Source organism: Paenibacillus medicaginis (genome assembly GCF_042138635.1).
Lineage (GTDB): Bacteria > Bacillota > Bacilli > Paenibacillales > Paenibacillaceae > Paenibacillus > Paenibacillus medicaginis.
In genome coordinates, this window is record NZ_JBHIRY010000003.1 from 225,524 (window position 1) to 238,836 (window position 13,313).

Genomic DNA, 13,313 nt, shown 5'->3' on the forward strand with positions numbered 1-13,313 from the left:
AGGTGAAGATTGTGATCAGCAGCAAGCTGCCAAAAATGTTTTACGGAGGCGACTATAATCCCGAGCAATGGGATCAGGCGACACATCAAGAAGATCTGCGTTTGTTCAAGCTCGCCGGAATTGATATGGCAACGATCAACGTATTTTCCTGGGCCAAAAATCAGCCGGACGAAAATACATATCACTTCGAATGGCTGGATGAGTTAATCGACAGCCTTTATGAAAACGGTGTCTTTGTCTGCCTGGCTACAAGCACTGCCGCCCATCCTGCATGGATGGCAACAAAATACCCGGATATTCTGCGAGTTGATGCCGACGGGCGCAAGCGCAAATTCGGCGGCCGTCATAACTCCTGTCCGAACAGCCCGACTTACCGCAAATATTCCGAGCGGATTGCCGACAAGCTCGCCGAACGCTACCGCAATCATCCTGCCGTGCTGGTGTGGCATGTCTCCAATGAATACGGCGGGGATTGTTACTGCGACAATTGCGAACAAGCCTTCAGAGTCTGGCTGCAAAATAAATACGGTTCGATTGAAGAGCTGAACCGGGTCTGGAATACCGCCTTCTGGGGACATACCTTCTATAACTGGGACGAAATTGTGCTCCCGAGCAATCTCAGCGAGCATTGGGGAGACAACAAATCCTCCTTCCAGGGCATCTCGCTCGATTATGCGCGCTTCAATTCGGACAGTATGCTGGAATGCTACCTGCTGGAGCATAACGTGATTAAGAAGCATATTCCGGATGCTGTCGTGACCACCAACCTCATGGGCTTTTTCAAGCAACTGGACTACTTCAAATGGGCTCGCCATATGGACATCGTCTCCTGGGACAGCTACCCTGGACTTAACACGCCTTATAGCTACACAGCCATGGCCCATGACCTGATGCGCGGGCTGAAGGACGGAGAGCCGTTCATGCTCATGGAACAAACGCCAAGCCAGCAAAACTGGCAGCCCTACAACTCGCTGAAGCGGCCGGGAGTTATGCGGCTCTGGAGCTATCAATCCGTTGCCCGTGGAGCGGATACGATCATGTTCTTCCAGTTGCGGCGCTCAGTAGGTGCCTGCGAGAAATTCCACGGCGCTGTCATTGAGCATGCCGGACATGAGCATACAAGGGTGTTCCGGGAAGTCGCACAGCTCGGCAAGGAACTGCAGCAGCTTGGGGACAAGACACTGGATTCGCTTGTGGAGGCAAGAGTAGCCATTCTGTTTGACTGGGATAACTGGTGGGCAGTGGAAAAATCCAGCGGACCCACCGTCGCGCTGAAATATGTCGATCAGGTTCATAAGTACTACGCCGCTCTCTTCAACCGTAATATACAAGTGGATATGATCGGGACCGACACTGACTTTGCGAAATACGACCTGGTCATCGCCCCTGTCATGTACATGATGAAGCCCGGGGTTGCGGAACGGCTGGAACGCTTTGTTCAGGGAGGCGGTACCTTCCTGACTACCTTCTTCAGCGGCATCGTCAATGAAAACGATCTCGTTACACTCGGAGGATACCCGGGAGAGCTGCGGAAGCTGCTTGGAATATGGGTGGAAGAAATCGACGCCCTTCTGCCTGAACAGAAGAATCGTATTGTCGTGACCAAGGAATACGGTTCTCTCAAGGGCGAATACGAATGCGGCATGCTGTGCGACCTCTTGCATAGTGAAGGGGCCGAGGTTCTCGCTGAATATGGAGAAGATTTCTACCAGGGCATGCCGGCCCTGACCCGCAATCGGTTCGGTCAAGGCAGCGCATGGTACGTGGCTACTGATCCCGACCAGCCATTTCTTGACAGTCTGCTGCGGCAAATCTGCGAGGAAAAAGGCATTCGCCCGCTGCTTGAAGCTCCGGCAGGCGTCGAAGCAAGCATGCGGACCAAGAACGGCAAGCAGTATTTGTTCGTCATGAATCATAACGCCGAAGCGCAAACCTATAATTTGGGAGACAGAAGCGCCCGTGATTTGCTTAGCGGTACGGAAGTAACAGGTCCGGTCACGATGAATGGAAGAGATGTACAAATACTGGAGCTTGCGTAAGTACACGAAGGAGCTGAACCTTTTTTGAAACGATTGTTATGGATCGGCGGATTTTCCTACCTGCTGATCGGTCTTGCCCATGTTATTATCGGCTCTCTGCTGCCTGTGCTGCTGACACACTACGGCAGAGATTATACGGACGGGGGCACCCTTATTTTTGCCCAGTTTGCCGGCTTTCTTGTAGGCGTGCTTATCTCTCCCGCCCTGGCGGCCAGAACCGGGAAGCGTCCCGTTCTCGTGCTGGCTCTGTTTTTGCTGTGTGCCGCCCAAATGTTATATGCCCTGCTTCCGCCATGGGGCTGGTTGTACCTGATAGGCGCGGTGTCAGGGTTCGGCTTTGGCATGGTCGAAGCCGTCATCGGCACCATTGTCATCGGTGGGGTCAAGGAAGGTACAGGCTCGGTGATGAGCCGTCTTGAAGTATTTTTCGGCCTGGGTGCCCTGGCCATGCCTGCGCTTGCCGGCTGGCTGATCGCGCTTGGCATGTGGAGATTCTCCTTCCCCATCATCGCCCTGATGGCGGCGGTCATGGCCGTATTCTGGTTGACGGCATCCTTCGGGAAGCTTGATCCCATGCTAAATGAACGGCAAGCTTCTATAACAGCTGCCTCTGAGCGCAAAATCATATATCAATCACGAATGCTGCCGCTGCTGGCGCTGTTCATCCTGTTCTTCTTCCTGTATGTCGGTACGGAAATGAGTCTGGCCAATTTCCTGCCCTCCATGCTGCTTGAAAGACTGGAGCTTGGTGAAGCCCAGGCTGCCCTGAGCGTGACCTGCTTTTGGCTTGCCATGTCGGTGGGACGTTTATTCTCGGGGAGAATAGCGGATGCCTACGGATACGGGCGTTACGTGGTCATCAGTTCGGCTGCCGCCGCGCTGCTGTTTCTGCTGTTTCCGCTTGCAAACGGGGCAGCAGGCACCTTTGCCCTCATCATTTTGCTTGGACTTGCGATGTCCGGTATTTTCTCCATCGCCCTCGTGTTCGCCAGCAGAATGCTGCCGGGTACCGAGGACATGACCACAAGTCTGCTGATTGCGGCGGGCGGTGTCGGAGGAGCACTCCTTCCACTCTGGACGGGAAGAAGCATGGATCTTGGCGGAGCCGTCTCGTCAGCCTGGCTGCTGGCCGTATTCGGCGGCGCGTTATGCCTGCTCGGTATCGTCCTGTTTGTCATCCAGCGGAGGAAAAGCGGCGCGAACAGACCAACATTGCTCAACAAAAGCAGCTAGCCCTTTTTCTATCCTATTCCGTTCTTTCAATCCGGCCATATGCTATAATCTTGTGCTATAATATGGAAGCGACTGATTTAGCGCATTACTGATCCGGGTTGAGGAGCTGAAACAACAATTATGAGCAAATTGATTCTGTTTTCCCTGCTGTGGTGGCTTGTAGGTAATCCCTTTCTGGCATTGTTGATTATAATCGTGATTATTTATGCGCTGGACCGCAAATTTGTCGGGATATTCCCGAGCCTTACCCGGCCCTGGAAACGGAGACGCAATGAGAGCAAGCTACGTCAGCAGATCACCTTGAACGCAAGCGATGTATCCGCCCGTTTTGACCTCGCCCGCAGCCTGCTTGAGAGGAAAAAGCACGCCGAAGCAATCGGGCTGCTGCAGGACATTCGTTCAAGCTACGAGCAATCGGCAGATTACTGGTGCGCCGTCGGGACAGCCGAGTTGATGGAAGGCGACAAGGAGCAGGGTGAAGCTCATCTGCTGCAGGCCCTGGATATTAACCCGCGTGTACAATATGGTGAGCCCTATCTACGCCTGGCAGCTGCATTCAAGGACACCGATCATAACAAGGCTCTCGCTTACCTGGAGCAATTTCAGAGCATACAGAGCTCCTCAAGCGAAGGATATTACTTGTCCGGCATGCTGTACCGCTCCCTCGGCATGAAATCCGCAGCGGCTGAGGCGTTTACACAAGCCTTGGCTGTCTACCGTTCCCTTCCCAAATATCGGCGGCGAAGCGAGCGCAAATGGGCGCTGCGCAGCTGGTACCGCAAGCTGACAGGTTAAGTTGCGCGACTCCAAAAAAAGGAAGTTCTTCGCCTGCTGGGCAAGAACTTCCTTTTTTTTTGGAGTTTTTCCAGTCAGAACAACGGCGCAAAACCGAGCTTCTTAAGCCGGGCGGCAATCACGCGATAGCCACGCCCGTTAGGATGAATCCCGTCAACCGAAAGCAGCTGCCGCTCCCTGCCCTCAAATTCGCGATAAATATGGGCCACACGACAGTATGGACCGCTCAGCGAGCTTAAAGAGGCATTGAAGCTGCGAATTCCCCAGACGGCTTCAGGCAGCTCCGGGAAAGGGTTGTACAGGCCAACGAATCGAATCAGAAACGGCGAACGGCTGCCTGCTTTTATACTGTATAGTCCGGCAAGGGTCTGATGCAAACACCCCTGCAGCCGAGCCAATTCGGAACTGATATTTTTGCCCCCGGATGATTGGGCAAGACGGATCAGGTCATTTCCCCCAATGGTGACGGTTATAATATCAGCCTGCGCCAGAGCGGTCCTGTAGACAGAGGAACTTGCCACATTTCGCAGCAGCTCAGGACAAGTCATTCCATTGACTCCCAAATTCTGATAGAGGACCCGGGTACCCGAATATTTCTCGATTGACCTCGAATATAACGGAGCAAATCCGTTGCCCGGCAGCGCCCCTGTCCCGGCCGTAAGTGAATCGCCAATGGCTGTATAGCGGTACATCAACCCTCTCACCTCCTGGCCGACGGATCATCAGATTTTCACTCCCGATATCCTAGCTTATGAGATGAGAGACAGCTGTGGCACGGTATATGCTTATTCTTCCTCCTCCATATCATAGATACAGTGGAAATATTCCAGACCTGTCACAGTATCCTCTGATCCATGCACTGTAAAGCTGAGATTCCGGAAAAATTGGGCACCTTCTTCGTCAGTATCCACGGTGATTTGCTGTGGATCAAGATCCTTGATAAGCTGAAGCAGCATTCCCCGTCCGTAGCCCTTCAGCCGGTTCTCCGGCAGCACCGCAATATGATGCAGATGAATCACTCCCTCATCCCTGCGCTCGAACCCCAGCAGTCCTACAATCAGCCCGTCATCCTCATAACCGTACAAATGCAGATGATCGTCCGTCTTGTAACGGTTGATGAGCTCTTCTTCATCTTCCTTGCCCGCTACGTCAGCATAACCGAGCAGCTCGCGTACTTCAGGCTGGTCCGTTTCGGACTTGATATTTCTTAGCATTCATCTTTAACCCCTTTCATGATGCTCCATAACAGGTTCATCCCTACATATCCATAATCAGCAGCGGCCAGGTGTCAAGCCATTCCTTTTGAAACACACGTACCCGGAACGCGGTCGTATTTCGGAAATACGGGCTTTTTCTGACCCTCATCTCAAACAAATCGTCAAGACCGAAGGGAGCTACAATATGCACAATATCCTGATCATCCATGTAGATGCCCACGGCTGTTGCTGTTTCGGGCCAATACCGCATGGCATCCTCTGCGGAAGCATAAGGAGGATCACCGTTGCGCTCATGCATGCGGGCCTGGTTTTTAACCGACCAGTGGCGGTTGATTTGCCCCCGGTTCAGCAGCTGCTCCCAATGATGATCCCTTTCCTCCAGCGTATTGCCGGGATCATAATAAATGACATCAATATCATGCAAGGGAGTTAGCGCCACATAACCGTGCAGCTTGTCCCAGACCCGATTCCTTACATAACCGGCGGCGATGCAGGTCTGCGGAAGGCCAAGCTCCCTGATCCGCTTCAGATCCTCAATCACCTGCGGATCATCCATGTAAGTATAGAGGAGCTCTTCATGCCTCATAATCATCCCCTCCAATCACGGCATACCATTAAATAGAACCTTCCGCTGATAGCCCAAGCTTTTTCAGCAAAGCAACTGCCTTCTCCTTCTCTTCTGCCGAAAGTCCGCTGACCGTGTCAGAGATGACCTGCTTGTGCTGGGGAAAAATTTGCTCGAAAAAGTACCTGCCTTCCTCCGTCAGTTCTGCAAAAATAACCCGGCGGTCGTCCTGGGAGGCGCGGCGTCTAAGCAGGTTCTTCTTCTGAAGCTTATCCACAACATACGTTATATTCCCGCTGGAAATAAGGACCTTCTCCCCGATCTTCTGCAAAGGCTGCGGCCCCCGGTGATAGAGCAGATCCAGTACACCGAATTCGGTCGTGTTCAAGCCATGGCTGTGAATATCCCGGTTGGTACGGGAGGTGACCGAGTTATAAGCACGGGCGAGCACTACAAATAAATTAAGAGCTAATTCACGATCATCTAGTGTTTCAGACATATTTAAAATCCTCCATACAATTATCTTCATTCAAAGATATCGCAATTGCATGGAGCTGTCAAGTTTGCAAAACAGGAGCATCGCCGCTATTTTGGAGCTGCGGTGCTCACTTCACACGGATATCCATCTCTCCGTCGGATTTGGCAATAATGATTTTGTCAGCCATTCCGACGAACAAACCGTTATCCACCACACCGGGAATGCTGTTCAGCATCGCTTCCAGCGCCGCCGGATCGTTGATCTCTCCGTACCGACAATCGGCGATGTAGTTGCCGTTATCGGTTATATACTTCACACCGTCCTTTTGCCGCCACTGCACATCCGGGCAGGAAGCCTCCAGTCTTCTCTTCGTCCATTCGCTTGCAAAAGGCACAACCTCAACAGGCAGTGCAAAGCTGCCCAGCGTATCCACGGCCTTGCTTTCATCGGCGACCACGATAAAATAATCCGTATTGGCCGCAACAATCTTTTCGCGCAGCAGCGCCCCGCCGCCGCCTTTGATCAAATGCAGCTCCGGATTTACTTCATCAGCCCCATCAATCGTAATATCCAGTCTCGTTATGTTGTCAAAGGGAACAATGGGAATGCCAAGCTGAACGGCCAACTCCTCCGATGCGACCGATGTCGCCACCGCTTCGATTTTCAGGCCGTCCCTGACCCGTTCTCCGATTTTCTGTATCGCCCAGTATGCCGTAGAGCCTGTTCCAAGCCCAATGCACATGCCATCCTTGATCGCCTCCACCGCTTTTTCTGCGGCCGCTTTTTTTAAATTCATCTTATCAACTCCCGAACTTATTTAGTACAATCATTACACAGACTAGTTTATAGCTGGCCTCTTTCTCTAGCAGCCCGCTACGTATATTATTCTTCTTATAGAGGTTGTTCAAAAAGTCATCTTTTGATCACGAAGGAAGTCAGGAAGCGGACTCGACATCGAATCTTGAATTCAGCCGGGCCTAAGCGGATGCTTACGAAGCATGTTTCCTACGGAAACATTTCAGGTGCTCACGTACCCCAAGTACGCTCCGCTCCTCAGTCCCTTGCTTCATCCAATCTTCTTGGTGCTGAAAACCTGACTTTTTGAACTCGCACTTATAGATTTCAGGCTAATTATAACGTGTTTCATAGAATTATCCACCATTTCATTGATGTTTGTATTCAAGATCGATTATGATGAATTTGTCGGCCATTGTCGAATTATCGCAATATAGGAGTGGATGTTTTGTTGAATTGGCGCACACTATCTTTTTTTCATAAAAATCTGTTATTGTCGTTCATGAATATTACCCTGATTGGCACGGCACTCATTTGTTCAAGCTATTTTAACCAGCGAAGCATCCTCACAGATCAGTTGCGCAATCAGATTGAAAGGACCACGGCGGAGTGGTATGCAGGACTGGATTCCGGTCTTGTCCGCATAGCCATGAAGGAACAGAGCTACAATGGGCCGGCCCAGACAAAGCTGCGGACCTATCTGGATGCCGTGTCCGGACACAATCCCAATATCGAGTATGCTTATATTTTCGGCACAGAGCTTGGCGGGAAAAACCGTCTCGGTACGTCCATCGTAGCCATGCCGACCCCTCTGAAACAAGAAATGAAGCAGAAATGGAAGCTGGATGTAGGTGATATGTACCAGCAACCGACCGAAGTGGCGCAAGCCTTGGGCAAAATGCTGGATACAGGCAAGCCGGTTTTTACCGACATTTATCAGGACAGCTTCGGCGAATTCACCACCATCATCTATCCGATCATGGACGAAACCAACAAAAAATTCGCCTATTTTGCCGTAGACGCCGACGCCAGCGTGATACGTGACGGTCTGGAGAGGCTGGTTGTTCATAATCTCCTCATTCTTGCCGGCTTTCTTATCATTTGTCTGCTGCTGCAGTATCTTGTCGTCAAAGGAACCCTTGCTCCCGTTAAGGCTCTGATCAACGGTATTGAGGAAGTCAGCAGGGGCAGACTGGATATCCGTATCCAGACTGGAAAAGACGACCTTGGTCAGGTGAATGAAAGATTCAACCATATGATCAGCAGAATGAACGACATTATGGCCAAAGTAAAGCAAACAACGGACGAGGTGAGTGAATCCTCCAAGGAGCTGCTTGCCATCTGTGAGCAAAACGGCAGCAATGCCAATGTCATCAATCGGAATGTTAATGAAATTGCCGGGAATATAGGCGTACAGGCCAAAGCCACCGCTGACAGCGCGCTAGCCATGTCCGACATGGCTAACGTACTGCAGACCGCAACCGAATATTCCAGCAAATTGGCAAGAGAAACGGAGCTGCTGCGGCAGCGCTCTGATGAAGGGATGGAAATCGTTCATCGTTTGACGGGGAGTAGCCATTCGGCTGGCGATACATCACAAATGGTTAAAATGGCCTCAGACGTATTTATGAACATGCAGCAAGCCATCGCCCAGGTGACAGAGCAGGTACAGTACATGTGTGCAGCAACTGTCGAAACTTCGGCCGGTATTCAGGAAATGAAAACTGCTTCCGATCACCTGTCAGCCATGATCAGCAAAACAGCGGCCAGCAGCGGCGAAATTTCCCGGACCGTAAAGGATCAGTGGGCATCGATAGAGACCATCACCGCTTCGTCCAATAAGCTAAGCATTATGGCTGAAGAGCTGCAGGAGCTTACCTCTTATTTCATGGTTGCCGAGGAGCAGCCGCCAAAGACATAGACCACTTGCAGGAAATAACGAAGCATTCCTCCAAAGGTGAACGCTGACGCTTTTCCGGAATGGCTTCGTTCTCTGCTGCTCCGTGCAGCTTTTTACCTGTGCTTGCTATAGAAATCGTCAACAATTTTATCCAAAACCGCTTCAAAGCCGATCTGATGGATAATAATGAGCGCGATGACTGCCAGATGAACCGGGTAAAAGCTGATCCACAGCCAACGCGGAGCCGTCCTGCGGAACACCCCCGGACTTGACTGAAACAGACTGATCACAACAGTGGAGATCAAGCTGTAATGCTGAACCATCGTAAATGGTTGATAATATATGTAACCGATATAACGATAATTCCATAGCTCATACAAAAGATTCAGCACAAAATGGGTGAGGACCATCCACATCCCCCTCGTATAGCGGAAGATCAGTACAAGTCCAAGACCATATGCGCCGTAATCCATATGGGACCATTCCATAAATGCCCCGATAATAATATAAAAGGGAATCATCAGACCCGGCCTTCTCAGCCTGTCTGCGCCCGCCAGTGCCAGCAGAGACAACAGCAGCGTAAAAATAACGTTCAGGCCGGTTGTGCCAAATGCAAACATAAAGGGCAGCTGTGACAGCAAAGCCAGCACAAATAAACGTATCATGTAGCGTTTCATATTCCTGGTGTGCAGATACCCCAGATACAGGGCAAAGGTGTAAAGCGGGAAGGCAATCCTTCCTATAATCCGCCATGGAGCGAGTTCATTCGGATGAAACACCGCTCCAATATGGTCGATCAGCATCGTGATCATCGCAATCCAGTGCAATAGTCATTGCCTCCCGCATTCTTATTCGGCCGCATTCACATACTAATTATACTTTTTAAGCCAGTATAATGCTATCAACAACAATTTTTTGCAGATTGAGGGTTGTTTTCCGTTCATTTTGCAGAATCTAAACTGAGCACAAAAACTGAGGAGGAGTTCTTTATGAAGTTTTTCTTGGATACCGGCAATATTGAGGAAATCAAGCGGATTGAGCGTCTCGGCCTTGTTGACGGTGTAACCACCAACCCTTCCCTGATCGCCAAGGAAGGAAGAGTGTTCAAGGAAGTCATTCAGGAAATCTGCAGCATCGTCAAAGGCCCTGTAAGTGCTGAAGTGATCGGCCTTAAGGCGGAAGAAATGCTGAAGGAAGCTTACGAAATCGCAAAATGGGCTTCCAATGTTGTCATCAAGCTGCCGATGACCGAGGACGGTCTGTATGCCTGCCATGAGCTGTCCAAGAACGGCATCAAGACCAATGTCACACTTATCTTTTCCGCCGCTCAGGGCCTGATGGCCGCCAAAGCTGGCGCTACCTTCATCAGCCCGTTTGTCGGTCGTCTGGATGACATTGCCGTGGACGGTTTACAGCTGATTCGTGACCTGCGGCAAATTCTCGACTTCCATGATCTCAAATCGGAAATTATTGCCGCCTCCATCCGCAATATCAAGCATGTGGAGGACGCTGCCCTGGCGGGATCGCATATCGCAACCATCCCTGGCTCCCTTCTTCCCGCCCTGTGGAAGCACCCGCTTACGGACATCGGTATTGAGCGCTTCCTGAGGGACTGGGAGAAAGTACCCCAAACAAAATAAAAGTTAATCAACAGGCTGCATTCCGGTGCAGCCTGTTTTGCATTTGTAATCCTTTTTTTCTTTGACAAAATCATAAACACGGCGTATTTGTTGGCCATGCTTCCGTCTATTTTACCGAAGTTTTAGGCAAAATTCCCTGTTGCTAAAAGTTGCCGCACCTTCTCTGCCGTATCCGTTCCCTCAAAGGGCATATTAATGACAACCTGCAATTCGGGTGATTCATTCGCTGTAAACGATAAATTATGAAAAGTCAGTTCACCTGCAACCGGATGATACAGCTGCTTTAGTCCTTCTGATGCATAGATCACTTCCTGACGCTGCCACATTGCTTTGAATTCTTCACTGATGGCGGACAATTCCGCAATTTGCTGGGACCACCACGGATCCTCTACAAAACGACCGTACCCGGCACGAAATTGGGCCAGACAGCGCAGTGCAGCTTCCTCCCAATGCTCTCCCTTGATCTGGCGGAAATAATCAGAGGTAAACGTAATCCATACCAAGTTCCGTTCCCGCTCAGAGAGTTCATCGTAATTGCCGTAAACGGAGCGGAAGGCATTATTCCATCCGACAATATTTAATCTGGCATCAATTACGCTGGCCGGATGGATCTCCATTTGGTCGAGAAAATGCTGGAGTGTGGCGCTTATTCGTACTTCAGAAGATTTTTCTTCTACCGGGAAATGTCTATGGGCAAGCAAAAACAAGTGCTTTCGCTCGTTGGCATTTAATTGAAGAACACGGGCCAGGCTTTCCAAAACTTCGGAGGATACTTGAATATCCCTGCCCTGCTCCAGATAGGTATACCAATCCTGGCTCATTCCGGCCAGCATCGCGACCTCCGAACGCCGCAGACCCGGGGTACGCCGCCTCCCTCCCTCCATAATTCCCGCATGCTGTGGTGAAATACGTTCCCGGCGGCTCCGCAGAAACTGCGCCAATTCTTGACGGCGGTCTACTTTTAACAAATCCTTCAGCCCTCTCTATAGCTTATCTAAAAGATTATGGGAGTTTTTCTCCTAGGATAAACGTGCCCCTCGTTAACAATTACTAACTATTATACCTTATAGATGTGCCTATAACAGCAAGTCAAAAATTTCAATGCGCAATTCACATCAATTTATCGGGAGGAATCATGATGTCAGTACAAGAACAGAAAGTTATCCTGATTACAGGAGCAAATAAGGGGATTGGATTCGAAACGGCACGTCAGCTCGGTTTACAAGGCCATACGATATTCGTCGGGGCAAGAAATAAGGAAAGAGGCACTGTAGCAGAAGCAAAACTGCGTACCGAAGGAATTAACGCATCTTTCATTGAACTCGATGTTACGAATCAGGCAAGCATCGATGCGGCTGCACAAAAGATTGACGAGCAGTATGGCAAACTTGACGTTCTGATCAACAATGCTGGTGGTGTTGTCGGGAAGCTTGAAGAGATATCACTTCCTTCCACAACTCCAATGGAGGCGCTAAAAGGAACATTTGAACTCAACGTCTTCGGGGTATTTGCCATAATGAAAACGATGCTGCCTCTGCTGCGCAAATCTGAAGCCGGACGGATTGTGAACCTGTCCAGCGGACTGGGGTCGCTTACCTTTCAGAGTGATCCAGCCTTTGAATATTACGATCGCAAAATATTGGTGTACAATGCTTCGAAAACAGCAGTTAATGCGCTTACTGTCCATTTCGCTTTTGAATTGAAGGATAGCAACATCAAAGTAAACTCTGCCTGCCCGGGCTTTACAGCTACTGATCTGAACGGTTTTACAGGTATTCGCACGGTTGAGCAAGCCACGAATGTCGTGGTGAAGCTGGCAACACTTCCTGAAGATGGTCCAACCGGCGGATTCTTTGACGAAAACGGACCACTCCCTTGGTGAAAAATGAATGTGAACCACATACAGCAATATAGCTGAACATTGAAAATGCAACAGCCCTGAATCTCTCAGGCCTGCTGCATTTTTTGTTTATTACCGTTATGACAATGATCGCAGCATCGTTATTGCTTTTTGTTTGGCGGCCGTGTATAGTTTGTTTAGTGATTGATTAATCACGAGTGCTCAAAAAGAGAAGGATGATGCTACCTATGGCAAAAAGTTCATCGGTTTCCGCCAGCCGGCAGAGCGATATTATTTCCGCCGCTATTGAAGTTTTTGCGGAATTAGGATTTTACAGGGCAACCACGGCCAAAGTAGCAGAGCGGGCGAATATTTCGCAGCCGTATATTTTCAAGTTTTTTTCCACCAAAGAGGAACTGCTGCTGGAAGCGCTGAAGGCGTCCTGGACTCGGATCGCCGATTCCTTCAACCAGGTTGTGAGCACTGTTCCGCCTGAACTGCTGGAGAAAGAACTCATAACCGCCTATGAGAAAATTATGTATGAGCACCGCAATGAAGTGCTGCTGCAAATGCAAGCACAGACGATTATGGATGCCCCGATCGTTGAAGTGATGCGGGAAGGCTTCAGCAACATCAGACAGATGGTGCTTGATGCTTTTGTTGATGCCGGCATTGCCAATCCTGCTGAAAGAACCTTGCTTTTTCTCGCCAGAGGCATGCTGTGCAACATTTCCATGTCATTGGACCTGCCGGAATTAATGAAGCTGGACGAATGAGTATGATGAAGAAATGGCCGCCACCATTTTATCAA

Annotated in this window: 14 protein-coding genes; 7 read left to right on the forward strand and 7 right to left on the reverse strand. The window is 50.1% G+C overall.

Going from position 1 to position 13,313, the window contains the following annotated elements; genetic code table 11:
• Positions 1-11: 11 nt before the first annotated feature.
• The 3 genes from ACE5LO_RS05190 to ACE5LO_RS05200 all read left to right on the forward strand — a co-directional run bounded on the left by ACE5LO_RS05190 (position 12) and on the right by ACE5LO_RS05200 (position 4,067).
• Positions 12-2,039, forward strand: coding sequence for a beta-galactosidase (locus ACE5LO_RS05190; RefSeq protein ID WP_375519040.1), 2,028 nt, complete (start codon positions 12-14; stop codon positions 2,037-2,039).
• A 24-nt stretch (positions 2,040-2,063) separates the two neighbouring features.
• Positions 2,064-3,272 carry an MFS transporter gene (locus tag ACE5LO_RS05195; RefSeq protein ID WP_375518963.1) on the forward strand — a complete coding sequence of 403 codons (1,209 nt, stop codon included), beginning with the start codon at positions 2,064-2,066 and terminating at the stop codon, positions 3,270-3,272.
• 120 nt (positions 3,273-3,392) lie between these two features.
• Positions 3,393-4,067 (forward strand): tetratricopeptide repeat protein, encoded by a 675-nt coding sequence (locus tag ACE5LO_RS05200; RefSeq protein ID WP_375518964.1) that lies wholly within the window; start codon positions 3,393-3,395, stop codon positions 4,065-4,067.
• Between the two features lie 74 nt (positions 4,068-4,141).
• Here ACE5LO_RS05200 and ACE5LO_RS05205 read toward each other — a convergent pair whose 3' ends face one another.
• The 5 genes from ACE5LO_RS05205 to rpiA form a co-directional block, all read right to left on the reverse strand.
• Complete coding sequence (locus tag ACE5LO_RS05205) at positions 4,142-4,759, reverse strand: GDSL-type esterase/lipase family protein (protein ID WP_375518965.1); 618 nt, start codon at positions 4,757-4,759, stop codon at positions 4,142-4,144.
• Positions 4,760-4,852: 93 nt separating this feature from the next.
• The gene (locus tag ACE5LO_RS05210) at positions 4,853-5,281 is read right to left on the reverse strand and encodes a GNAT family N-acetyltransferase (RefSeq protein WP_375518966.1); all 429 of its coding nucleotides are present in this window, start codon (positions 5,279-5,281) and stop codon (positions 4,853-4,855) included.
• Positions 5,282-5,324: 43 nt separating this feature from the next.
• Complete coding sequence (locus tag ACE5LO_RS05215) at positions 5,325-5,870, reverse strand: nucleotidyltransferase family protein (RefSeq protein WP_375518967.1); 546 nt, start codon at positions 5,868-5,870, stop codon at positions 5,325-5,327.
• Positions 5,871-5,898: 28 nt separating this feature from the next.
• Positions 5,899-6,348, reverse strand: coding sequence for a MarR family winged helix-turn-helix transcriptional regulator (locus ACE5LO_RS05220; RefSeq protein WP_375518968.1), 450 nt, complete (start codon positions 6,346-6,348; stop codon positions 5,899-5,901).
• Positions 6,349-6,454: 106 nt separating this feature from the next.
• Positions 6,455-7,123: a ribose-5-phosphate isomerase RpiA gene (rpiA, locus tag ACE5LO_RS05225; protein ID WP_375518969.1), complete on the reverse strand. Its 669-nt coding sequence runs from the start codon at positions 7,121-7,123 to the stop codon at positions 6,455-6,457.
• Positions 7,124-7,561: 438 nt separating this feature from the next.
• Between rpiA and ACE5LO_RS05230 the strand changes: the two genes are divergently transcribed.
• Entirely contained in the window at positions 7,562-9,043 is a 1,482-nt protein-coding gene (locus ACE5LO_RS05230; protein WP_375519041.1) for a methyl-accepting chemotaxis protein, read from the forward strand.
• Positions 9,044-9,135: 92 nt separating this feature from the next.
• Here ACE5LO_RS05230 and ACE5LO_RS05235 read toward each other — a convergent pair whose 3' ends face one another.
• Positions 9,136-9,849 carry a TraX family protein gene (locus ACE5LO_RS05235; protein WP_375518970.1) on the reverse strand — a complete coding sequence of 238 codons (714 nt, stop codon included), beginning with the start codon at positions 9,847-9,849 and terminating at the stop codon, positions 9,136-9,138.
• A 162-nt stretch (positions 9,850-10,011) separates the two neighbouring features.
• Here ACE5LO_RS05235 and fsa point away from each other — a divergent pair, with 162 nt between their 5' ends.
• On the forward strand, positions 10,012-10,662 hold the full coding sequence (fsa, locus tag ACE5LO_RS05240; RefSeq protein ID WP_375518971.1) for a fructose-6-phosphate aldolase: 651 nt from the start codon (positions 10,012-10,014) through the stop codon (positions 10,660-10,662).
• A 122-nt stretch (positions 10,663-10,784) separates the two neighbouring features.
• Here the strand turns inward: fsa and ACE5LO_RS05245 are convergent, their stop codons facing one another.
• A complete protein-coding gene (locus ACE5LO_RS05245) occupies positions 10,785-11,630 on the reverse strand; it encodes a helix-turn-helix transcriptional regulator (protein WP_375518972.1) in 846 nt (281 codons plus the stop codon).
• A 170-nt stretch (positions 11,631-11,800) separates the two neighbouring features.
• Here ACE5LO_RS05245 and ACE5LO_RS05250 point away from each other — a divergent pair, with 170 nt between their 5' ends.
• Positions 11,801-12,544, forward strand: a complete 744-nt coding sequence (locus ACE5LO_RS05250) for an SDR family oxidoreductase (protein ID WP_375519042.1) — start codon at positions 11,801-11,803, stop codon at positions 12,542-12,544.
• A 206-nt stretch (positions 12,545-12,750) separates the two neighbouring features.
• Positions 12,751-13,278, forward strand: a complete 528-nt coding sequence (locus tag ACE5LO_RS05255) for a TetR/AcrR family transcriptional regulator (RefSeq protein ID WP_375518973.1) — start codon at positions 12,751-12,753, stop codon at positions 13,276-13,278.
• Positions 13,279-13,313: the final 35 nt, after the last annotated feature.